General features: G+C 64.1%; 18 protein-coding genes and 2 pseudogenes. 7 read left to right on the top strand and 13 right to left on the bottom strand.

What is annotated here, in order from left to right; all coding sequences use genetic code 11:
• The 5 genes from BN1233_RS12490 to BN1233_RS12470 all read right to left on the bottom strand — a co-directional run bounded on the left by BN1233_RS12490 (position 1) and on the right by BN1233_RS12470 (position 5,967).
• Positions 1-951, bottom strand: a complete 951-nt coding sequence (locus BN1233_RS12490; protein WP_046863810.1) for an ABC transporter permease — start codon at positions 949-951, stop codon at positions 1-3.
• Positions 952-1,039: 88 nt separating this feature from the next.
• Complete coding sequence (locus BN1233_RS12485; RefSeq protein WP_046863979.1) at positions 1,040-2,653, bottom strand: ABC transporter substrate-binding protein; 1,614 nt, start codon at positions 2,651-2,653, stop codon at positions 1,040-1,042.
• 64 nt (positions 2,654-2,717) lie between these two features.
• Positions 2,718-3,434, bottom strand: coding sequence for an HAD-IA family hydrolase (locus tag BN1233_RS12480; protein ID WP_046863809.1), 717 nt, complete (start codon positions 3,432-3,434; stop codon positions 2,718-2,720).
• A 289-nt stretch (positions 3,435-3,723) separates the two neighbouring features.
• Positions 3,724-5,100: an aspartate aminotransferase family protein gene (locus tag BN1233_RS12475; RefSeq protein ID WP_046863808.1), complete on the bottom strand. Its 1,377-nt coding sequence runs from the start codon at positions 5,098-5,100 to the stop codon at positions 3,724-3,726.
• Positions 5,101-5,115: 15 nt separating this feature from the next.
• Positions 5,116-5,967, bottom strand: a complete 852-nt coding sequence (locus BN1233_RS12470; RefSeq protein WP_046863978.1) for a GNAT family N-acetyltransferase — start codon at positions 5,965-5,967, stop codon at positions 5,116-5,118.
• Positions 5,968-6,288: 321 nt separating this feature from the next.
• Between BN1233_RS12470 and BN1233_RS12465 the strand changes: the two genes are divergently transcribed.
• Positions 6,289-6,957, top strand: coding sequence for a haloacid dehalogenase type II (locus BN1233_RS12465; RefSeq protein ID WP_046863807.1), 669 nt, complete (start codon positions 6,289-6,291; stop codon positions 6,955-6,957).
• A 10-nt stretch (positions 6,958-6,967) separates the two neighbouring features.
• Entirely contained in the window at positions 6,968-8,245 is a 1,278-nt protein-coding gene (locus tag BN1233_RS12460; RefSeq protein WP_046863806.1) for an NAD(P)/FAD-dependent oxidoreductase, read from the top strand.
• A gap of 67 nt (positions 8,246-8,312) precedes the next feature.
• Here BN1233_RS12460 and BN1233_RS12455 read toward each other — a convergent pair whose 3' ends face one another.
• The 6 genes and pseudogenes from BN1233_RS12455 to argE all read right to left on the bottom strand — a co-directional run bounded on the left by BN1233_RS12455 (position 8,313) and on the right by argE (position 14,914).
• Positions 8,313-9,770, bottom strand: a complete 1,458-nt coding sequence (locus BN1233_RS12455; RefSeq protein WP_046863977.1) for an NAD-dependent succinate-semialdehyde dehydrogenase — start codon at positions 9,768-9,770, stop codon at positions 8,313-8,315.
• Between the two features lie 20 nt (positions 9,771-9,790).
• Entirely contained in the window at positions 9,791-10,834 is a 1,044-nt protein-coding gene (locus tag BN1233_RS12450; protein ID WP_046863805.1) for a tartrate dehydrogenase, read from the bottom strand.
• A 12-nt stretch (positions 10,835-10,846) separates the two neighbouring features.
• Positions 10,847-12,310, bottom strand: coding sequence for an aldehyde dehydrogenase family protein (locus BN1233_RS12445; protein WP_046863804.1), 1,464 nt, complete (start codon positions 12,308-12,310; stop codon positions 10,847-10,849).
• Between the two features lie 131 nt (positions 12,311-12,441).
• Positions 12,442-12,792: pseudogene (locus tag BN1233_RS12440) on the bottom strand (cupin domain-containing protein); the annotation flags it as partial.
• Positions 12,793-12,831: 39 nt separating this feature from the next.
• Entirely contained in the window at positions 12,832-13,755 is a 924-nt protein-coding gene (locus BN1233_RS12435; protein ID WP_046863975.1) for a 2-hydroxyacid dehydrogenase, read from the bottom strand.
• Positions 13,756-13,780: 25 nt separating this feature from the next.
• Complete coding sequence (argE, locus tag BN1233_RS12430) at positions 13,781-14,914, bottom strand: acetylornithine deacetylase (protein ID WP_147707173.1); 1,134 nt, start codon at positions 14,912-14,914, stop codon at positions 13,781-13,783.
• A 204-nt stretch (positions 14,915-15,118) separates the two neighbouring features.
• Between argE and BN1233_RS12425 the strand changes: the two genes are divergently transcribed.
• Positions 15,119-16,006, top strand: a complete 888-nt coding sequence (locus BN1233_RS12425; protein ID WP_046863803.1) for a GNAT family N-acetyltransferase — start codon at positions 15,119-15,121, stop codon at positions 16,004-16,006.
• A gap of 178 nt (positions 16,007-16,184) precedes the next feature.
• On the opposite strand, the gene BN1233_RS12420 is transcribed toward BN1233_RS12425, so the two are convergent.
• Entirely contained in the window at positions 16,185-17,174 is a 990-nt protein-coding gene (locus BN1233_RS12420) for a LysR substrate-binding domain-containing protein (protein WP_046863802.1), read from the bottom strand.
• 187 nt (positions 17,175-17,361) lie between these two features.
• On the opposite strand from BN1233_RS12420, the gene BN1233_RS12415 reads away from it, so the two are divergent.
• From BN1233_RS12415 to BN1233_RS44645, 3 genes and pseudogenes are all read left to right on the top strand, one after another.
• Entirely contained in the window at positions 17,362-19,398 is a 2,037-nt protein-coding gene (locus BN1233_RS12415) for an oxidoreductase (protein WP_046863973.1), read from the top strand.
• Between the two features lie 166 nt (positions 19,399-19,564).
• Complete coding sequence (locus BN1233_RS12410; protein WP_046863801.1) at positions 19,565-19,762, top strand: hypothetical protein; 198 nt, start codon at positions 19,565-19,567, stop codon at positions 19,760-19,762.
• Positions 19,763-19,976: 214 nt separating this feature from the next.
• A pseudogene (locus BN1233_RS44645) lies at positions 19,977-20,141 on the top strand (IS481 family transposase); the annotation flags it as partial.
• A 452-nt stretch (positions 20,142-20,593) separates the two neighbouring features.
• Here the strand turns inward: BN1233_RS44645 and BN1233_RS12405 are convergent.
• Positions 20,594-21,184: a hypothetical protein gene (locus tag BN1233_RS12405; RefSeq protein ID WP_046863800.1), complete on the bottom strand. Its 591-nt coding sequence runs from the start codon at positions 21,182-21,184 to the stop codon at positions 20,594-20,596.
• Positions 21,185-22,030: 846 nt separating this feature from the next.
• Between BN1233_RS12405 and BN1233_RS12400 the strand changes: the two genes are divergently transcribed.
• Positions 22,031-22,798, top strand: a complete 768-nt coding sequence (locus BN1233_RS12400) for a glucosamine-6-phosphate deaminase (protein ID WP_046863799.1) — start codon at positions 22,031-22,033, stop codon at positions 22,796-22,798.
• Positions 22,799-22,824 lie beyond the last annotated feature (26 nt).

Genomic DNA, 22,824 nt, shown 5'->3' with positions numbered 1-22,824 from the left:
TCAGCGGAGCTTTGGATTCGACAAAATGGCGATGATGTCCGCTGTCGTGATCAGCATCAGGTAGACAAAGCAGAAGATCATCGCGCAGCTCTGGATGAGAGGCAGGTCTCGCGTCGACACGGCATCGACCATCAGCTTGGCAATACCCGGATAGTTGAAGATCGTCTCGACGATGATGACCCCACCCAGCAGATAGGAGAGCGACAACGCGACCGCGTTCGCGATGGGGCCGAGCGCATTGGGCAGCGCGTGACGCAGCACGACCCGCGTGCGTGAGGCGCCCTTCAGCCGCGCCATTTCCACATAGGGCGTATTGAGCGCCTCGACGACGGCGGCGCGCGACATTCGGATCATCTGCGCCGAGATGACGAAGCTCAAGGTGAATACTGGCATGGCGTAGATGCGCAACATCTCGCCGAAGGAATGGACATCGCGCGCGATGGAAAGCGCGGGCAGCCACTTCAGCCAGACTGCGAAGACGAGCACGCCGGCGGTCGCGACCATGAATTCCGGAACCGAGATCACCATGATCGTCGCCATCGTGACGGTGCGGTCATAGAGCGTGCCCCGCAGCATGGCGGAAGTGATCCCAAGCGCGAGCGCGATCGGGACGGAGAAGAGCGCTGTCGCCGCCGCGAGCTCCAGCGAATTGGCAAGGCGGCCGGCAATTAACTGCGCGATGGGGCGGTTGTTGGCGTAGGACGTGCCGAGATCGCCCGTCAGCAACCCGCCGAGCCAGCGGAAGAAGCGCAGGATCGCCGGGTCATCGAGGTGCATCGCCTCGCGAAGTCCTGCGACGGCTTCCGGCGTCGCAGCCTGGCCCAGGAGAACCTCGGCGACGTCGCCAGGCAGAATTTGTGTCGCGCAGAATACGACGAATGAAACGATAAGGAGTGTCAGCAGGGCAACGAACAGGCGCCCGCCGAGGAGAGACCATAGGCTATGCTTCATCGGCGATCCCGCAGCTGACACCTCCGGTCGGAGTATGGCACGAGGAAGGGGCCGGGTGCACGCATCCGGCCCGCAGAAGAAACGGAACTCAGGCCTCGAGCCAGACGTATTCGGCGAAGGCGTAGCCCATCATGCCGCCGAGCGGATTCGGCTGAAGGCCCTTGAGCTTGTTCGAGAGCGCGTCGACATTGGAGATGTAGACCGGAATCGCGGTGCCCGCTTCCTCGGCGACCATCACCTGCATCTCGCCGTAGATCTGCTTGCGTTTGGCTTCGTCCAGCGAGCCACGCGCCTCGATCAGCATCTTGTCGAACTTCTCCGACTTGTACCGGCTCTCGTTCCACGGCGCGTTGGAGGCGTAGAGCAGTGAGAACAGGATGTCCGGTGTCGGCCGCGGGTTGATGTTGCCGAAGTGGACGGGAGCCTTCAGCCAGTAATTCGACCAGTAGCCGTCGGACGGGACGCGCTGGATGTCGAACTTCATGCCGATCGCGTTGCCGGCCTGCTGGACGAGCACCGCCATGTCGACGGAGGAGGAGGCGGCGTCGGAGGCAACGATCGGAATCGACTGGCCGAGAACCCCAGCCTTCTGGAAGTGGAACTTCGCCTTCTCCGGGTCGAATGCCTTCGGCTTGAGCTCCTTGTTGTGGTAGACGTTCATGGGCGGAACGGGCTGGTCGTTGGCGATCTCGGCGAGGCCACGCAAGGCCGACTTCTGGATCTGCTCGCGGTTGAGCAGATACTTCATGGCCGTCACGAAATCCATTTTGTCACCCGGAGCCATGTCCAAGCGCATGTTGAGGTCCGTGTAGTTGCCGGAGGTGGTCTTCGACAGCACAACGCCCGGCTGGCTCTCGACGAGGCGCATCGAGCGCGGATTTATCGAGGCTGCGAGCTGGATGTCTCCGGAGAGCAGCGCATTGACGCGTGCGGGATCGTCCGTGATCGCGAAGAACTCGAAGGAGTCGAGGTTGGCGCCACCGGGCTTGAAGTAGTTCTTGTTCCTGACAGCGATCGAGCGCACGCCGGGCTCGAAGGATTCGCAGACGAAAGCTCCGGTGCCGTTCGCTTTGGCGAAGTTGATGGTTCCGTCGGCAATGATCATGAAGTGATGCGTCGACAGGATGGTGGGCAGATCGCCGTTCGGCGCCTCGAGCGTGACCTCGACCGTCAGCGGGTCGACGGCCTTGAAATCGGTCATCTGCTTGGCGATCGAATTCGCCTTCGATCCGACCGCCGGGTCGAGATGCCGCTTCAGCGAATAGACGACGTCGGCCGAGGTCAACGGCTTGCCGTCGTGGAAGGTGACGCCCTTCTTCAGCGTGATCGTCCAGACCTTGGCGTCCTTCGTCTCGATCTTCTCGGCGAGTTCCATCTGCGGGATGCCGTTCTGGTCCAGGAAAGTGAGACGGTTGTAAAAGGCGCAGCAGCGGACATAGTCCGTGGACAGCGAGGCCTTGGCCGGGTCGAGCGTGTCGGCGGTCGAAGAGGACCAGCCAGCCGCCTTCAGGTTGCCGCCCTTGACCGGCGTGGCGGCGAGCGCCGAGGTCGCCCGGGTGAGGACGAGGCTGCCGGCTGAGGCGGCGAGGCCGCCGGCCACCAGCATCTGCAGGAGGTCGCGGCGACTGGCGCCGCGGCGGATTGCGTTCTCGACGAAGGCGTCGTCGGCGCTCGTCCAGCTCGTCGTGATCTTCTTGGTCATGTTCATTCCCTTCCTCTGGTTCGCCCCGACGTGCCGCGTCGGCTCTTCTTCTGTCCCGGCATCGTCAGGTGGCCAGGCTGGTCTCGACGGCATCGGCGAGCCCAGCCATCGAGGTGAAATGGAAGTCGGGCTCGGTGAAACGTTCCGGTTCGATCGTACCGCCATAGCCTAGCTGGGCGTGACGCCGCTGGATCCAGCAATTGGTCAGGCCGAGCTTCCGGGAAATTCCGATGTCGTGGTACTGGCTCTGTGCGACGTGCAGGATCTCGTCACGCGAGCCGCCATCCTTCTCGACGAAGGCAAAGACCTGCTCGAAGAACGCCGGGTCAGGTTTTTCCGTGCCGGTGTCGTCCACGGTGAAGCCGGCGTAGAACGGGTTGCCAAGGGCGCGGGCGAAATGATCGAAGGCCCAGCGCTGGGCATTGGTCATGGCGATGAGCTTGTAGCGCTTGGTGAGCCGGGCGAGGGCGGCGGCGCTGTCGGGGAAGGGCCGCCAGTCCTTCACGGCGTCTCGCAGGCGCCGGGCGTGGTTCTCGTCGGCGGGCAGGCCGAGCTTCGGCGCGATCACCCCGTAGACACGGACGAGGTCGTCGGGAAAGCGCTGGACATCCGGCATATAGCGGGCGGCGCGATAGAGATTCAGGGCCTTCTCGCCGTCGAACGTCGCGCCAGTCTCACGGGCAATGGCTCCCAGGCTGTCGACGAGTCCGCCTTCGAAATCGATCAGCGTGCCCACGACATCGAACGTCATGTAGCGGAAATCGCCAAAGCTCTTCGCCATCGTTCCTCCGCCTGTCGCGCGCCGATATCCTGATCCACAAGGGGCGGCATCCACAAGGGGTGGCCGCATCGTTGCCGGGCCGCCAGGCCGCTCGTCAGGGACCCACCCGCTGTTTTCGCGGCCGATCTGCGTCGGCTCGGAAGACAGTTTCCCACCGTCAGCTCATCGGATTCGCTGAATGTCGAAAACCCGGCGGCACAAAATTCCGAATTCATAGCTTTCGCGGAATATCGGCTTCGGAGTGGGCGCAAGGATGTCCCACGCTCCCTGTTATGAACGGTCTTCGGGCCTACGCCACGGCCGCCCGCACATCCGGGTCGGCCAGCGTCTGGTCGAGCGTGGCGCGGGTGCGTTCAATGATCGCGTCAATCTCGGTCTCCGTGCAGCAGAGCGGCGGCGCATAGCCAAGCACGCCGTTGCCGAAAGCCCGGATGACGAGGCCGTTGTCCCAAGCGCGGTCGAAGATGCGTTGAGCAGGCGCACTGGTGGCGGGCAACGGGGTCTTCTTCGCCTTGTCGGTCACGAGCTCGATGGCGGCCAGCATGCCTCGGCCGCGCACCTCGCCGACGAGCGGATGGTCTCTCAGGCTTTCCAGCCCCGCCATCAGGCGCGCGCCGGCCTTGCGGCCATTGTCGAGCAGGCCGTTTTCATAGAGATGCAGCACCTCCAGGCCGACCGCTGCGCTGACCGGGTGGGCGGAATAGGTGTAGCCATGGCCCACCGCCGCGGCGCCGGCCCCGTCCGCGATGACGTCGTAGACCTTCTGCGACATCAGCACGGCGCCCATCGGCACATAGCCCGAGGTCAGCCCCTTGGCGGTCGTCATCAGGTCGGGGACGATGTCCTCCTCCTCGCAAGCGAAGAGCGGGCCGGTGCGCCCGAAGCCGGTGATCACCTCGTCGGCGACGAAGAGGATGTCGAGTTCGCTGCACAGCTCACGCATCGCTTTCACCCAGCCGGGAGGCGGCACAAGAACCCCGCCCGAGCCCTGAATCGGTTCGCAATAGAAGGCGGCGACGCGCTCTGGCCCGCCGACCGCCTCGACCTTGGCCCGCAGTGCTGCGAGCGAGGCGGCGATGACGGATTCCGGGCGGGATCCGACCGGGTTGCGGTAGGTGTAGTGCGACGGAATTTTATGCTGCCAGTCATAGGGCACACCGAAGCCGGCATGGAAGGAGGGCAGGGCGGTGAGGCCGGCCCCGACGGTCGACGAGCCGTGATAGCCCTGCTCGATCGAGATGAACTGGTCCTTTTGCGGCTTGCCGCGCGCCTGCTGGTAATAGCGGATGAAGCGCACGGTGCTGTCGACGGCGTCCGAACCGCCGAGCGTGAAGTAAACGCGGTTCAGATCCCCGGGCGAGAGCTCCGCGAGCCTCGCGGCCAGCCGGATCGCTGGTTCGGACCCCAGGCCGAAATAGCCCGTCGCATAGGCGAGCTTGCGCATCTGGCGCGCCGCTGCCTCGACGATACTGTCATGGCCATAGCCAGCGTTGACACACCACAGCCCGGCGAAGCCGTCGATCAACTGTCGACCGGTGGCGTCCGTGATGGTTGCGCCCTTGGCCGAACGCAGCACGCGAACCCCGGCCTTTTCGTGGCCGCGATAGGATGAAACCGGGTGAATCCAGTGGTCGCGATCGAGCTCGATCAGAGAATTGCTCAACATGGCGGGGTCTCCAGTTTATCCGAGTGCCTGACTGGCGAGAGCGAAGGATTGGGCGGGACCGGTCGGCGCCGGCCTCTCCGGCCCCTTGCGCATGGCGATACCGCCGCCGACCTCCGCGAGTCCGCGCGCGGCGAGCCAGGGGGACAGTCCCCCTGGCAGAGGCGTGTCGACGCGCAGGAAGGCGCCGGGTCTGGTGTCCATCAGGAAGGACAGAATGGTTTGCGCCTGTGCCGGATTGTCGGCGATCACGGGTCCGATCACTTCGCCGCGGCCGAACTGGCGCAGCGCGCCATAACCGACGATGCGGTTTCCTTCACGCAAGAGGGCCATTCGCCCGGTTTCGGCCAGCAGGTGGAGCAAGGGGCGGCGATCTATTCCGAGCGCCTGGCGGTCGATATCGGCGATGGCCGTGAAGTCGCCGGCATGCGCCCATTCCATTCCGCTCGTCGGGATCGAGGCCAGCGCTGCATCGGCGCGCAGAATGCCCTGGTGCTGACAGATTTCATGGGTCCCTCGGAAACCGAGCTTTTCATAGAGAGGCAAGCCGTCCGCGGTCGCGATGAGGCGGCATTCGCGCTTGCCGCAGGCGCGCAGCGCGGCATCCATGAGTCTGCGACCAAGTCCGCGTCCGCGCATGGTAGCGGCCACGATCACCATGTTGATGGTCGCGAATCCGGTTCCGAACGGCGTCATCATGACGGTGCCGACAACGGTATCGCCCTGCAGCGCGATGAACCCCTGGCTGAGCGACAGGACCATGGCCCAGTCCTCGCGCCGGTGCGGCCAACCCGCTTCGCGCGAGAGGCGCAGCGCGCCGTCGAGGTGGCTCTCGTCGCAAGCGACAAGGTCGATCATATCCTGATCCATGGGTGCTTCGCCCGGCTTCGTTGCATCATGGATAAGCCGCGTATCGGCGCAGTTCATCCTGAGGATTGTCGCCGCGCGATATCTTCGGCCGTAGCAATGCGCGGCGACCGCATGGAATGCCAAAGCTGCGGCGAACGGTGTCTGCGGCTGCCGGGAAAGCGGCCGGCGCTACGGCGTGGCGCAACACTCTCTGCCAAAGTCTCGGAGGTGGACGGCAGTTTGTGCTTCGTGTTGGCGGCAATGCGGTGCTCGCGCAGTTCGGCTCCCGTCTATGATCCCGGATAGCGGACGCAACCGTTTCGCTACCAGGGAGCTGCGCGGATGACCGTCTTCAAGCCCAAATACGTCACCTTCGACTGCCACGGCACGCTGATCTACTTCGCAATGGCGGATGCAGCGCGCACGCTATATGGCGACCAGCTCGACGAGCCGCGCATGCAGCAGTTCATCGCCAATTTCGCAGCCTACCGGCTCGACGAGATTCTCGGCGACTGGAAGCCCTACGAGGAAGTCGTCTACAACGCCATCGAGCGCACCTGCCGCAAGAACGATGTGGCGTTCCGCCCGGAAGATGCACGCTGGGTCTACGAGCAGGTCCCGAACTGGGGGCCGCACCCGGACGTTCCGGCCGGCCTCGCCAAGGTGGCGAAGGAGATTCCGCTCGTTATCCTGTCGAACGCGATGGACGCGCAGATCCCGCACAATGTCGCCAAGCTCGGCGCGCCCTTCCACGCCGTCTACACCGCCGAGCAGGCAAAGGCCTACAAGCCGCGCTTCAAGGCGTTCGAATACATGTTCGACACGCTCGGCTGCGGTCCGGAGGACATCGTCCACTGCTCGTCCTCGTTCCGCTACGATCTCATGTCGGCGCATGACCTCGGCATCAAGAACAAGGTCTGGGTGAACCGTGGCCACGAGCCCGCGAACCCCTATTACGGGTATGTTGAGATCAAGGACATTTCGGGATTGCCCGGTGTCTTCGGCCTCTGAGGCGTCGCCAATGCAGTTCAAATCCTATTGGCACGATACGGCGGCACCCTTCTCCGGGGCCGCTGCCGGACCGGTCGAGGGCGCCTACGATGTCGCCGTCGTTGGCGGTGGCTTCACCGGCCTCTCCGCCGCGCGTCAGCTCGCCATGGGCGGAGCGAAGGTCGTAGTGCTTGAGGCGGGGACCGTCGGTTGCGGCGCCTCCGGGCGTAACGGAGGCCATCTCAACAATGGTCTTGCCCACAGCTTCATCGCCGCCAAGAGAGCGCTGGGAACCGAGCGGGCCGTCGCCCTCTATCGAGCCTTCGACGACGCCGTCGACACGATCGAGCGGATCGTCGCTGAGGAAGGCATCGATTGCGCCTTCCGGCGTGCCGGAAAGCTCAAGCTCGCCTCCAAGCCGGAGCATGTCGCTTCGCTCACGCAGAACTTCGAGGTGCTGCATCGCGAGGTCGATCCGGACACCGCCATGCTGAGTCGAGCCGATCTCGCCAGCGAGATTGGTTCCGACAGCTTCCACGGTGCGATGCTCTCGAAGAAGAGCGCCATGATGCATATGGGCCGCTTCGTCTCCGGCCTGGCGGATGCGGCGGCGCGGCGCGGCGCGGTCATCCACGAGCAGGCGCCCGTCACCGGGCGGCGACAGGAGGCGGGGCGCCATATCCTGGAGACGCCGCGCGGCAGCGTCTCGGCGAAAGAGGTGCTGGTGGCGACGGGCGCCTATACCTCGGCACCCTTCGCCTGGTTCCGACGCCGTATCGTTGCGGTGGGCAGCTTCCTCATCGCGACGCGGCCGCTGAGTGAGGCCGAAGTCGCCGCGACCATGCCCGGCAACCGAACCGCCGTCACCTCGCTCAATATCGGCAACTACTTCCGCCTTGCGCCGGACAATCGGCTGATCTTCGGCGGGCGTGCGCGCTTTTCCGCGACCTCCGACCAGACCTCGGACGCGAAGAGCGGCGCCATTCTGCGCGCCAGCCTCGCCCGGATCTTCCCCCAGCTTGCGCATGTCGAGATCGATTATTGCTGGGGCGGTCTCGTCGACATGACCAAGGACCGCTATCCCCGCGCCGGACGCGAGGACGGCGTCTGGTATGCGATGGGATATTCCGGCCACGGCGCGCAGATGTCGACGCATCTCGGGATCATCATGGCCGACGCGATCCTCGGCCGGCCTGACCGCAACCCGCTGAAGGGGCTGTCCTGGCCGGCGGTGCCGGGCCATTTCGGCAGGCCCTGGTTCCTGCCGCTGGTCGGCCTCTACTACAAGGCACTCGACCGCATCCAGTAGTGCGCCGCGCGTGCCGCAAAGCTGCAAAAAGGCGCCGGAAAGCATCCGGCGCCTTTTTCTATGCGGTTTAGCCCAGGCCGCCGATGTGGAAGGCCTTGACCTCGAGATACTCCTCGATGCCGAGCTGCGAGCCCTCGCGGCCCAGCCCGGACTGCTTCACGCCGCCGAACGGTGCGACCTCCATCGAGATCACGCCCGTGTTGAGCCCGACCATGCCGAATTCCAGCGCCTCGCCGACGCGCCAGGAGCGCCGCATGTCCTGCGTGAAGAAATAGGCGGCGAGCCCGAACGGCGTACCGTTGGCGATGCGGATCGCTTCCTCCTCGCCGTGGAAGCGGAACAGCGGGGCGACCGGACCGAAGGTCTCCTCGCCGGCGAGCAGCATCTCGGTCGTGGCCTCGCCAAGGACGATCGGTGCAGCATACTGGACGCCGTTCGGCATGTCCGCCGCCGCGGCCAGGCACTTGGCGCCCTTGGTGAGGGCGTCGTCGACATGGCGCTCGATCTTCTCGATGGCGGCGCGGTTGATCATCGGCCCGATGTCGACGCCGGCCTGCGTGCCCGGGCCGACCTTCATCGCCGCGACGCGGGCCGAGAGCTTGTCCGCGAAACGGTCGTAGATGCCGTCCTGCACGAGGATGCGATTGGCGCAGACGCAGGTCTGGCCGCCATTGCGGAATTTGGAAACGAGCACTCCCTCGATCGCGAGGTCGAGATCGGCGTCGTTGAAGACGATGAAGGGCGCGTTGCCGCCGAGTTCGAGGCTGAGTCGCTTGATGCCGTCGGCAGCCTGGCGCATGAGCAGGGCTCCGACCCGGGTCGAGCCGGTGAAGGAGATCTTGCGCACGGCAGGATTGCCGGTGAGCTCGGCGCCAATCTCGGTCGGCAGGCCGGTGACGATATTGATGACACCGGCCGGAATGCCGGCTCGCTCTGCGAGGACGCCCAGCGCCAAAGCCGAGAACGGCGTCAATTCGGAAGGCTTGATCACCACCGTGCAGCCCGCCGCGAGCGCCGGCGCGACTTTGCGCGTGATCATGGCGTTCGGGAAGTTCCAGGGCGTGACAATGCCGCAGACCCCGACGGGCTCCTTTAGCACGAGGATGCGCCTGTCGACCGTCGGGGCGGGGATCGTCGCGCCGTCGATCCGGCGCGCCTCTTCGGCGAACCATTTGACGAAGGAGGCGCCGTAGCGGATTTCGCCGCGCGCCTCGGCAAGTGGCTTGCCCTGCTCGCGCGTCAGGATCAGGGCGAGATCCTCCACATGCTCCAGAATCAGAGCGTACCAGGCTTCCAGCAGCGCCGCGCGCTCGGCATTGGTTCTAGCGCGCCAGGGCGCGAAGGCCGCGGCGGCAGCCTCGACGGCGGCACGGGTCTCGGCGCCTCCCGCATCGGGAACGGAGCCGATCGCCTCCTGCGTTGCAGGGTCGATCACCTCCAGCGCGCGGCCGGGCGAGGCAGTCCGCCAGTCGCCGCCGATGAGGCATGCCTCGCGCAGAAGAGCGGGGTCGCGAAGGCCTTGCATGGTCATGGATTTGGTCTCCTTCAGCCGAGCGCCGAGAGCACGGCGGCGGTGATATCCTTGGTGCTGTGCTTGCCCGGCTCAGTGCCGATACCGCGTGATGTGGCGACCTCGATGGCTGCCAGCACGGCTGCGGCGGCGGCGGTCTCGCCGAGATGCTCCAGCATCATGGCGCCGGACCAGATCGCCGCGATCGGATTGGCGGTGCCGAGATGGGCAATGTCCGGCGCCGAGCCATGCACCGGCTCGAACATCGAGGGGGCGCTGCGCTCCGGATTGATGTTGGCGGAGGCGGCGTAGCCGAGCCCTCCCTGGATGGCGGCGCCGAGGTCGGTCAAGATATCGCCGAAGAGATTGGAGGCGACCACGACGTCGAGGCTCTCGGGCGCTATCACCATGCGCGCGGCCATGGCATCGATATGGTAGTTTGATACCGCCACGTCAGGGTATTCGGTCGCGAGCCGAGCGGTGATCTCGTCCCAGAACACCATGGAGTATTTCTGGGCGTTCGACTTGGTCACCGAGGCGAGCTTGCCGCGGCGCCGGCGCGCCTGCTCGAAGCCGAAGCGCAGGATGCGCTCGACCCCCTTGCGTGTGAAGATCGAGGTCTCGACCGCGACCTCGTCGGCCGTGCCGCCATGGACGCGGCCGCCGGCTCCGGCATATTCGCCCTCGGTGTTCTCGCGGATGCACAGGATGTCGAACTGTCTCACGCGCAGCGGCCCCTCGACACCCGGCAGCAGGCGGTGCGGGCGGATGTTGGCGTATTGCACGAAGGCCTTGCGAATCGGCAGCAGCAGCCCGTGAAGAGAGACCGCATCCGGGACGCGCGCCGGCCAGCCGACGGCGCCGAGGAGGATGGCATCGAAGCCGCGCAGCGTCTCGATGCCGTCTGCCGGCATCATTGCGCCGGTCTTTTCGTAAAAATCGCAGGACCAGGGGAAGGTCGTCCCCTCCAGGGCGAAACCGGCGCCGCGGCCGGCCCGGCCGAGCACCTCCCAGGCAGCCTCTGTGACAGCGACACCGATTCCATCGCCCGGGATCAGGGCAATCTTGTGAGATTTCACTGGTCTTTCTCCTTAGATGGCGATCAGGACGCTCTTCGACTTCCGGTTCGCAAGGTAAGCCTCGCGGCCGAGATCCTTGCCGAGGCCAGACTGCTTGTAGCCGCCGGTCGGCAGGATGTGGTCGCGGGAGCGACCGTAGCGGTTGACCCAGATGGTGCCTGCCTGCAGGCGGTTGACCGCGCGCAGCGCACGCGACAGGTCACGCGTATAGAGGCCGGCGCAGAGGCCGTACGTCGAATGATCAGCGAGAGCGAGCCCTTCCTCTTCCTCGCGGAAGGTCTGGACGGTCAGGACCGGCCCGAAAATCTCCTCCGTCACGGCGGGAGAGGCCGCCTCGACAGCATCCAGCAAGGTGGGTGCGTAGAAGTAGCCCGGCCGCTCGAGGCGGGCACCACCCAGCAGACAACGGGCACCGCGCGCCACAGCAGCGCCGACGATGCTTTCCATGCGGCCAATCTGCCTCTCTGAGATGATTGGCGAATAGCCGCTCCCTGCCTCCCAGGTCGGGCCGGGTCGGATCTGGCCCATGCGCTCTGCGATGAGCGAGGCGAGCTCTTCCGCGATGCTCTCCGCTGCGATCAGGCGTGATCCGGCGACGCAGGCCTGGCCGGCATTGCCGAGGATGCTGCGGGCGATAGCTCCTGCTGCCAGCGGCAGGTCGGCATCGGCGAAGACGATCTGCGGGCTCTTGCCGCCGAGCTCGAGCGTCATCGGCTTGATGCCGGTGCGTGCGATGTTCTCCATGATCGCGGCACCTGCGGCCGTTGAGCCGGTGAAGCTGACCTTGGCGATGTCGGGATGGCCGGTGATCGCGGTGCCGGTGGTGCGGCCGTCTCCGAGCACGATGTTGATCAGGCCTGCAGGCAGCCCGGCGCGAACCGACAGTTCGGCCAGATAGAGAGTCGCGAAGGGCGTCATCTCGGAGGGTTTCAGCACGACGGCATTGCCCGCCGCGAGCGCCGGACCGAGCTTCCAGCCGGCCATGTTGACAGGAAAATTCCAGGGCGTGATCGCGCCGACCACGCCGTAGGGCTCGGTCGCGATCAGGCCGACGCTGTCGGAAGCGGTCGGGACGAGATCGCCCCCTTCCTTGTCGGCGAGCTCGGCGAAGAAGCGGATTTGTTCCGCCGTCACCGGGATATCGACGGCCATGAGCTCCGCGATCGGCCGCGTCGAGGCTATCGCCTCCAGCCGCGCCAGCTTTTCCGCCTCCGCGTCGATGAGGTCGGCCCAGCGCTGTAGTGCAAGGGTGCGCTCGCGTGGCGCCACACGCGCCCAGCCGCTGCTCGCCAGCGTCTGCTTCGCGGTGGTGACGGCTCGGTCGACCAAGTCGGCATCGGCGATGGGGCAGGCCGCGAAGGCCGCTCCGTCCGATGGGCGAAGCAGCTCGATACCGCCTGTGGCGTCAATCCATTCGCCGCCGATGAAATGGCCGCTTGGAAGTGCGACCGAGGAGGGATCGAAACTCAGCGACACGACAGACATCTCCGGACGTTGGTCGTGCTAGCCTAGATCGGCTCCGCCCGCAGTTTGCGCCTGTGAGCACGCCTGTGCCGATGGGAAATCCCGTTTGCCCTGCCTGCCACGGCTGAATCTTCGGCGCAGGTTCAGCCGACGACGACGTAGATCTTCCGAACGGACTCGATCGTCTTCCAGACACCGATATAGCCGGGCTTCATCACGAAGCTGTCGCCGGCGCGGAACGTCCGAGGGGGCTGGCCTTCCTCAGTCAGCCCCACGACGCCCGAGAGGATGTAGCAGAAATCCATCGCTTCGCCCTCGATCGAGCGGGTCTCGCCCGGTGTCGCTTCCCAGACACCTGCGTGAACAGTGCCGTTGCGGGATTCTTCCTGCGCCCAAGTCTTGAACGACGGATCGCTGGAGATCAGACGATCCGCGGACGCTTTGGAATGCTTGGGCTCGCTCTTCGGGGCGAGGTCGAGCTTGACGAGAAGGGACGTGCAGGAAGCCTTTCATTCCGAGGGCTCGAGAAGGGGTCAGTATCCGCGGCTGCGGTCTACGACACCGATCGGCCGCAAGCCGGATCGGTGTCGGCGGATATTGTCGATGACGGCTTTTGCTGCCGGTTCGGCCTCGACTTTGCTCGCGATGTGCGGCGTCAGGATCACCTTGGGATGCCCCCAGAACGGATGGCCGGTGGGAAGCGGCTCCGGTTCGGTGACATCAAGGACAGCGCCGGAGAGATGACCGCTGTCGAGCGCGTCGAGCAGGGCGGCATGGTCGAGATGCTGGCCGCGGCCGACATGCACGAGACCGGCCCCGGCTGGAAGTTTCGCAAAGAGGTCTGCGTCGAGGATGCCGACCGTCTCCGGTGTGAGTGGCAGCAGGCAAATCAAGATGTCGGTTTCGGCGAGCAGGGTGGATAGGCCTGCCGCCCCGTGGAGGCAGCGAATCCCGTCGATCGATCGCGGCGACCGGCTCCAGCCGGAGGTCGGGAAACCGAAGGGCTTCACGCACTCGATGACGGCGGACCCCATCATTCCGAGACCCAGCACGCCGACGCGGCGGTCGGTGGCGGATACGAGGTCGTGCGGCTGCCAGCATGCGCCCTTCTGCTGGGCGATATAGAGCGGCCATTGCCGATGCAGGGCGAGCACGCCGAGCGTAACGTATTCCTGCATCATCCGGGTAATGCCTTCCTCGATCATGCGGACGACGAGGACATGTGCCGGCAACCCTTCCGTCTTCATCTGGTCGATGCCGGCCCCGATGGAGAACAGGATTTCGAGATTGGAGAAGCGGCCGAGATCGTCCGGCGCTGTCCAGGTGATCAGATAGCGGATCTCGGCGGGGTCATAGCGGTCGCTACTCCGGATGAACCGGATGTCGGGCAGTTCTTCGGCGAAACGCGCCGCGAACACCCGCGCGCGCTCGTCGGTTGAGTTGAAGAGGAAGGTCAAGTCGTTCTCCGCGAGATCGATGGCCTCAGGGCGTTTGCTGCGCAAATTCCGTGCAAAGCCGTTCGAGCAGATCGACACAGGCCGCAAGCTCGCCGCGCGTGATGTATTCGTCGGGCTTGTGGGCTCGCGCGATGTCGCCCGGGCCACATATGATCGCGTCGATGCCGGCCGCCTGGTAGAGGCCGGCTTCCGTTCCATAGCTCACGGCCGGCAGGGGCGGGGTGCCGGAGATCTGCGACAGCAATCGGGCGATCGGCGCCCCGGCCGGGAGGGACAGCGCCGGATAGGCGGCGATTGGCTGCCAGCTCGTGTGGAAGCCGTGCGTACGGAGGCCTGCGACAGCCTCGCGGACCGGTTCGAGGAGCGCCCCGGGTGAGATGGCAGCGATCGCACGGGCTTCGATTTCGATGCGGCAGAGGTCCGGGATGATGTTCAGAGCTTCACCGCCCCTGATCGTCCCGATCTGGATGGTGGAATACGGTGGGGCAAACACGGAATCGAGCGGACCGTCCTGCAGGCGCGCGGCGGCCTCTTCGGCGGCTGCGATCACCGTCCCCATGGCATGGATCGCGTTGAGGCCGAGGTCAGGGCGCGACGAATGGCCGGCGCGCCCTTGGATCGCGACGCGCGCGGCCGCTTTGCCCTTGTGGGCGAGGATAGGCTTGAGGCCACTCGGCTCCCCGATGACGGCGGCGGCCGGAGGAGCGCAGAGTGCCGGAAGCTGCGCGATGAGATGGGGCACACCCCGGCAGCCCGCTTCCTCGTCATAAGAGAAGGCGAGATGGACGGGCCGGGTGGGCTTCAAGGCCACGAGAGTGGGGACGAGCGCGAGCACCGCCGCGAGGAAGCCCTTCATGTCGCTCGTGCCGCGGCCGAACAGCCTGTCGCCCTCCGCGCGCAGCCGGAACGGATCGGCGCTCCATTGCGGCTCCTCCGCCGGCACAACATCCATGTGCCCCGACAGGACGAGGCCGGACACGCCGCGCGGACCGATCGTGGCGAAGAGGTTCGCACGGTCACCCTCGGGGCCGGCAAGGATCCGCGCCTCGACGCCGAGGCTCTCGAGATACTGCGCGATCCAGCTCGTGATAGCCGTGTTCGGCTGCCCCACGACGGAGGGGAAGCGGATCAACTCCATCAGGATCTCTTCCGGCGTCACAGGCGGCTCCGGCACTGGCTGTGTTCCCGGCAGGATAAGGCGTTCAGGGCCGCCATCGCTGCGGTTCCACGCCACCTCACGGTGGTCCCTGCCGAATTGCTGCTAAAGTACGGTGCTTCCTGTTGCCGGATTGCTTTAAAGCCAATGGGCGCCCGACCGATATCGCCGGCCGGGCAAAGCTGCGGGGACACTGGAGGCCACGATTTGGAGACGATCGCTCGACTGCGTCTCGACACATTCGAGCTCACGCTGCGTGACATCCGGGACGTCGGCGCCGAACAATTGCATGCGCTTTCCGTCTCGGTGGGGTGGTCCCATCGCGAAGGTGACTGGCAGACGCTCCTGGATCTGGGGGGGGGCGTCGCAGCAGTCGACGAAATCGAGCGTGTCGTCGGCACCGTGATGTGGCTCCGCTATGGAGCGGATTTCGCCATGATCTGCATGCTCATCACCTTGCCGCGCCTGCAGGAGCAGGGGGCGGGGCGCTGGCTCATGGAAAGGGCGCATGAGTTGAACGGGGCGGCCGCCTTCGGCCTCACGGCCACACGCGCGGCGCGGCGGCTATACCGCTCCATGGGTTATGGCTACGAGCAGAAAATTCTGCAATGCCAGGGCCAGATCGCCCCGGGCAATCGTCCTTCCTGCAAAGTGGAAGGTCTCGTCCGGCCCGTCCGTTTTGACGACTATGAGAGCCTCGTCAGGCTCGATCACGCCGCGAACGGCTACGACCGATCTGCCGTTTTTCGTCGGCTCGCTCCCGAGTCGAAAGGCCATGCGCTCGTCCGCAACGATCAGATTGTCGCCTTTGCACTGTGTCGCAGATTCGGGCGAGGGCATGTGATTGGCCCTGTCGTCGCTGCGACGGAAGATGATGCGATCGCCGTTTCGCTTCCACATGTCGAGGCCCATGCCGGGAGCTTCCTGCGCGCAGACACGCCGGCGAGCAACATCGCTTTCACGAACTTCCTCGTTGCCAGCGGCATGCAGATCCACGACACAGTGACATCGATGGGATTGAAGCGTGCGCCTTTCAAGCCCGTGAATCCGGAAGGGCCACGCCGAATCGCGCTGGCCAGTCAGGCGCTCGGCTGACGGAGTTGTTCGTAGCCGCCAGCCAGTCCGAGCGCATGTCGGCGAAGCCGGACCGGTGAAAGCACGGATCCGGAATGGTCGGGGTGGAATGGTGGCTCCTCCCGGCGAAACGAAGCGGCTTCCTTGCGACCGCAGAAACGCGCCGCGTCTCGTATCGTGGCGCGACGCTGAGTTCGGCTCAAACGGAGCCAGTATTCGGTTTGGATGAATGACCGTCGTCGAAGCGCCGTCCCATGCCGATCATTGGGTCGAGTGCATTGAGTTCCTGTGCGATCCGTGCCTGGAGCCAGAGAGCCACCTCTGCAACGATCGGGTTGAGAGGCTTTGATCGGGGTGCAATCAGACTGTGATGCTGACCCGTACGGATGATCAGGTCCGAAGCGGGAACCAATGTTCCTTTAAGCAAGGTACTCGACACGACGCTGAGCCAGCCGAGCGCAATTCCTTCTCCGTTCAAGGCGGCTTGAAGGATGACGGCATAATCCGTGAACTCGTGCCAAACGCCCTTGGACGTGCTGCGATTGGCGACATTCCCCCATTCTTTGGCCCATTTGTACATGGCATGATCCGTGAGCCATAAGAATACGTGTCCCGATCCGTCTCCCTTGTGATCCAGTTTGCCTCGTGCGCTAAGATAAGCAGGGCTGCAGACAGGAAAAACAATCTCCGGTGCAAAGAACCAACGATGATAGTTTTGATCATCATCGGCAATGATACGTGTAGCTAGATCTACGTTGTCCGGAATTCCGCGCAAAATCCCTGGAACCAGGTCGAAGCGGATATCGATTTGCGGAAATGCGGCATTGAATTCGCCAAGGCGCCGCAGCAGCCAATGGGCGACGAACGAACTCGATACGGAAAGCGTGACGATGGGCCTCGCCGCATTCTGCCGATGCTGAATAGCTTGAACGGTTTCCGCGATGCGCCCGACTGCATCGCTGACCACGCAATAGAGATCACTGCCGTCGGCGGTCAAATCAAGCCCGCGAGCGCGGCGCTCGAACAGTTTCGCCCCGATAGCAGCCTCCAGCTCGGCAATGCTGCGGCTAACGGAAGGCTGGGTGACATTGAATTCTGCGGCCGCGGCCGTGAAGCTGCCGGTACGCGCCGCAGCCTCGAAGATGAGAAGTCCCCGCGCGGAGGGAACGAGGTGGGACAGAGGAGCCATACGCTCAGCGTATGCATCTCCTAGATTTTTTCAATCTATCCATATTCCAAAACCTTCTCCACTGTTCAGGCTGATGCGGCAGTCACATGGCGATTTCGAGCTTGCTCCGGCGTCCGCCTGCAAGAGACGCCAGCATCTGCATCAGGTTCGGCACGGGGAGGGTCATTCGGTGAGCGCAGCGGTCGTCATGGCAGATCGTCCGTCGGTTGCACCACGCGACCCTTTGCTTGAGCCGTTCGCAATCAAGAATGTCCGGTTTCGCAACCGCATCGTCAGCACCAGCCACGCCTCGATGCTGGACGAGGGCGGCCTGCCGCTGGAGCGCTATCAGCGGTATCACGAGGAAAAGGCGCGTGGCGGCCTCGCGATGACGATGATCGGCGGCTCGGCGATGACCTCACCTGACTCCAGCTGGGGCGGCGGGCAGCTCGATCTATCCAGCGACCGTATCATTCCCCATCTGGCGGTGCTTTCCGAGCGGATCCACGGCCACGGCGCTGCCGTGATGTGCCAGGTCTCCCATCTCGGCCGGCGTGCGACCTCCTATGGCTGGAACTGGCTTCCGGTGCTCGCGCCTTCGCGCGTCAGGGAGGCGCGCAACCGCAATTTCCCTAAGGAGATGGACGATGCGGACATCGCGCGTATCGTTCGAGACTACGCCGATGCCGCCCTGCGCTGCGTGCAAGGTGGGCTGGACGGCGTCGAAACCGTGACCGGCGGCCATCTCATCGGCCAGTTTCTGTCTCCGCGCACGAACAAGCGCACGGACGGCTTTGGCGGCACGCCCGAGAATCGGGCCCGCTTCGGGCTCCTGGTTCATGAAGCGATCCGCAAACGTGTCGGGGACGATGCTGTCGTCGGCATCCGCTTCGTGATCGACGAAGGTGTCACCGATGGTTCGGATTTCGAAGATTGCCTGCGGCTCGCCCGCATCTTCGAGCGCGAAGGACATATCGACTACTTCAACTGCATCTACGGCCGCATGGATACCGACCTTGCCTTGGCCGAAGACAACATGCCCGGAATGTTCCAGCGGAGCGCGCCGTATCTCGGCAAGGTGATGCAGTTTCGCCGCGAGACGAAACTACCGTTGATCCATGCCGGCGGCATCCGCGATGTTGCGACGGCCCGCCATACGATCCGCGAGGGCGTCGTCGATCTGATCGGCATGACGCGTGCCCATATTGCCGATCCGCATATCGTCAACAAGATCATGCGTGGCGAGGAGGAGCGGATCAGACCCTGTGTCGGAGCCTCCTACTGCCTCTACAAGAAGGTCAATTGCATTCACAATGCATCAAGCGGTCGCGAAACCATGCTGAGCCATGGTGTAGAACGCGCTTCGCGAAGCCTGAAGGCGGTCGTGATCGGTGGCGGGCCGGCTGGGCTCGAAGCCGCGCGCGTGTGCGCCGAGCGCGGGCATTCGGTCGTCCTTTTCGAAGCTGCAGCCAAGCTGGGCGGGCAAGTGCTCGTCGCGACGGCGGCTGCCGAGCGTCGGGACCTTATCGGAATTGTCGATTGGCGCGCTAGCGAACTCGAGCGGCTTGGTGTCGATGTTCGAACGAATTGCTATGCGGAGGCCGAAACCGTTCGCGGGGAGATGCCCGACCTGGTGATCGTGGCCACTGGAGGCATCCCGGACACCGATTGGTTGGAAGGCGCGGAGCTTTGCGACAACGTTTGGGATGTGCTGACCGGCACGGTACCGGGCAAGAACGACGTGCTTGTCTACGATGGGACCGGCCGCCAAGCCGCGGCATCCTGCGCGCTGCATCTTGCTCAGCTGGGCAAATCGGTTTGCATTGCGACGCCCGACGATGCCCTTGCCATCGAAATGTCCTACATCGACAAGTCGGGTTTCAGGAAGCGCTTTGCCAAGTTGGGCATCCGCTCGGTCGTCGACGTCAGGTTGGAGAAGGTCGAGCGGCGGGGCAACACCTTGCAGGCTACGTTTCGCAACGAGCTGACCGGCGCGGAAAGCCGGCTCGAGGCCAGCCAAATCGTCGTCGAGCATGGCACGGTGCCTGCTGCCGACATCTATCACGAACTGCGGCATCTCTCCGCCAATGACGGCATAACTGACATCGCCTTCATGGTGGGCGGTGAGGAAGCCGCCGCTCCCGAGCCGGGCAGTTTCCTCCTACACCGCATCGGCGATGCAGTGTCGAGCCGGGACATCTATTCGTCCATCTACGAAGCCTATCGGCTCTGCTCAAAACTCTGAGCGGCCGGTTCAACGACAAGCAAAAGGACAGAAGACAGAATGTCGTATTCGTCCTTCGGATACGAGAATCTGAGCATTGCCGACTGGCTGAAGCTCGATACGGTGCTGCGGCAGGGAGCGAGCCGCCGCGACATCTTGAACCTACTCGTCGCAATTTGGCATAGCCGTGGCTCTCAGCGCGGGTGTCGTTGCCGGTGCAACGCAGGCGCAGGCGGCAATGCAGAGGAAGGGCGGGCGCCTGCGCGTCGCGACGTATGCCAGCAGCATCGCCGACAGGCTCGATCCGGCGAGGGCGATCTTCAACATCGACTATCTGCGGGTCCACAGCATCTATAACGGGCTGCCCGTTTGGACGAGACGCTGACGCCGCAGATGGAATTGGCAAAGGCGATCGAGAAATTACGCGAACACCTGGACCATCAAGCCGCGCCGCGGCGTAACCTTCCACGGCGGCACCTTCTTCGGCGCCGATGTCTGATCCCAGGGTTTGATGGTGCATTCTTATCGCCTGACTGGAGGGATGCACAGTAGGCTAGGTTCTCCATGGCAGCGCCACAACGACAGAGGCAGTCCGTCGGGTGATCCACCATAGTCAAGCGAGCCTGAGGTCTCTGGCGAAGCACTCCGGCATCAGCCCGAAAACCGTCGCCAAGTGGAAGAAACGCAGCTCGGTGGCAGACCTGCCGACCGGTCCCAAGGACACCAAGTCCACGGTGCTGTCGGTCCCGGAAGAGGCGATCATCTGTAGAATCCTGGACTTGATTTGACGGACAACGTCAGAGCAAGTCGCATTCCGCTCGAAGCGATGGTGGCTTCGGGTTCGTTCGCGCCGTCAAGCCCTGCGCCTGCGGCGCACCGCTGGGCGGCTCTGGGGCTTGACCGCTCTCGCCCGACCCAAGCCCAGGGCCATCATGCTGCAATGTGGTGCCGAGCTGACGAGCTACACGCCCCATCAGACGCCACTTCATCCGACACTGTCTGACAGATCAAATCCAGACTTTCACACATAATGCGAGGATACGGTGGCATCCGAGGCGTGCCCCATCAGGGCCGCGATCTCAGTCCGGTCGAGGCTTTGCTTTGCCGTGGCAGCGAAGGTGTGCCGGGTCGAGTAGAGCGTCGGCTGCCGACGTCGGCGGGGCCAAAGCTTGCGCGCAACAGTGCGGAGCCGATCCGCCAGCGCACCGATGAAAGTCTAGAAGCGGCCTTTAGGCCCACTGTCGGCGCAAGCCTGCCTGAGGATACCGAGCCATCGCGCGACGGCCCGGACTTGGCGGCACGCGGGATCTGTCCAGATCAGCCGCCGATAGGCGCCGTGGGCACGATAATAGGTAGCTTTTCCATTGCGCACGACGAGAACGACGCGCCCCGGCTGATGCACCAGCCGCGCCCTGAGCCATTCGCCAGGCCTCAGGCCGGTGGCGATGCCAGCATCCAGATAGGCAATGAGGGCTTCGTCATAGCGCCCGCGGCGGCACGCGAGGTCTCGCCCGAGCTGTTCCAGCACGTCCTCGGTCAGCTGTTTCAGTTTGTGGGATGACGTCGCAGGCGCGGGTGTGGCCTGGGCAGATGCTCGGGGAGCTTTCCGGACGATCGTGATCGCTCGGGTGATGTCGACCATCTCCATGGGAGATCGAGCAGCATCCGCGCGATCCTGCAGTCCGACCTCAACGGCTCGGCGGTAGAAGCGCCGGCTCGCTGGGCGGAGGTCCTGCATGATCGTGGCGACCCACCAGGTTCCGAAATCCTCGTAGCACGAGATCTCCTGCAGATCGTGATCACGCAAGTAACGCCTCACGAGCTGCGTGAAAGTGGTCCGGTACTGCCGCTCGGTACCGGCAGTTCGGTTTCCGTTGTCTGACGAGGTCCCCGTCGTGATTTGGGCATGACCCACGTTACTCCGAGCCGGCATCGTTCCCGCCGTGCGATCGCCTGCGGAGCCGCGAGCCACCGAGTCGGGGCGAGTCGGATCGGGAGAAAGCGAGTCAGGCCGAGTCAGATCGCGAGCGATGGCCGTCCGGCTCGGGATGCGGGGAGGGGGAGGGCTTGCCTCATGCCCTCGCCGGGGCGGTGACGACAGCCCTGATTGAGGGATGTAATGGGGCGACTGCGGATTGGGCTGGACTGTCGTGGCCTGGCGAGCGGTGTCGGGCATTGCACGGGCCTCCTCTCAGCGCCCGTGCTGCCGGATCATGGAAGACTCAAGCAAGGAACCAGCGAAATTTCCGGATCTTCGGATCATAGAGCTGGCTACATATCGGATCACTGAAGTGAGTCATGACATCAATAACTCAGAGACCAATGCAGCTAGGCTGGCGAACGGCATCCCAAAATGTGAGCTTTGTCAGGTCAGCTTTCTACGAACTTCAAAGTATTACAATCCGAATCAGACTACGAATCTGGGGGCCAGAGATTCGAACCCTTTCGGGCGCGCCATGTTTTTCAAGCACTTAGCCTCTGCCTGCTATTCTGCCGCTTCCCAGAAACTCTGCATTTGAGGGGCACCGGGGGCACCAGCAGAGCTCCTAGGCTGGACAGTGGTCCCATGAGACAGTTGCTGCCGACGAGAGTGTCCGGTACTGCTAGAGTTTGCGCGGTTCACGTCCAACTGATCCAATCGGACCGACACGCCATGAACTTTCACCTGTGCCCAAGCAAGAAGGTGCTCGGAGACTCGGCCGCGCTGGTTGGTGCAGAAGCGCTTCGCGCCGCCATTCAGGGCAGCAGCCATGCGACGATCGTCGTTGCGACAGGCGCAAGTCAGTTCGAGATGCTGGAGGCCTTGGTCCAGCAGCCAGGTATCGACTGGTCGAAAGTGACAGGATTTCACTTGGACGAGTACATCGGGATGCCCGATACTCACCCGGCAAGCTTCCGCCGATACCTGCGGGAACTTTTCACGTCAAAACTCCCGAACCTAGGTGCATTCCACTTCATTGAGGGCGATGCTTCCGACCTGCACGCGGAAGTCGAACGCATGAACCGGCTTATCGCGGCAAACTCGGTCGATGTGATGTTTGCTGGAATCGGAGAGAACGGCCACCTCGCGTTCAATGATCCACCGGCAGATTTCGAGACCGATGCTCCTTACATCATCGTCAAACTCGATGAGCGCTGTCGCCAGCAACAATTCGGAGAGGGGTGGTTCCCGACGCTCGAGGCGGTGCCTGACACGGCTGTCTCCATGAGTGTACGGCAGATGATACGCAGCAAGCTGATTGTTCTGTCCGTCCAGGATGCGAGGAAAGCGGAAGCCGTTCGATGCGCCGTTGAGGGACCTGTCTCCAATATGTGCCCGGCCTCGATTCTCCAGCGGCATCCGGCGTGTCACATGTTTCTGGATGAGGACTCTGCCAGTCAGCTTTCTTCAGCTGCCTGGGGAGCGGATGAATCCATGTGATGGTTCCGTTGGACCGTTGGGAAAGC

It is taken from the genome of Microvirga massiliensis (assembly GCF_001006805.1).
Lineage (GTDB): Bacteria > Pseudomonadota > Alphaproteobacteria > Rhizobiales > Beijerinckiaceae > Microvirga > Microvirga massiliensis.
The sequence above is the reverse complement of the archived record's forward strand: the minus strand, read 5'-3'. Positions and strand labels throughout refer to the sequence as shown.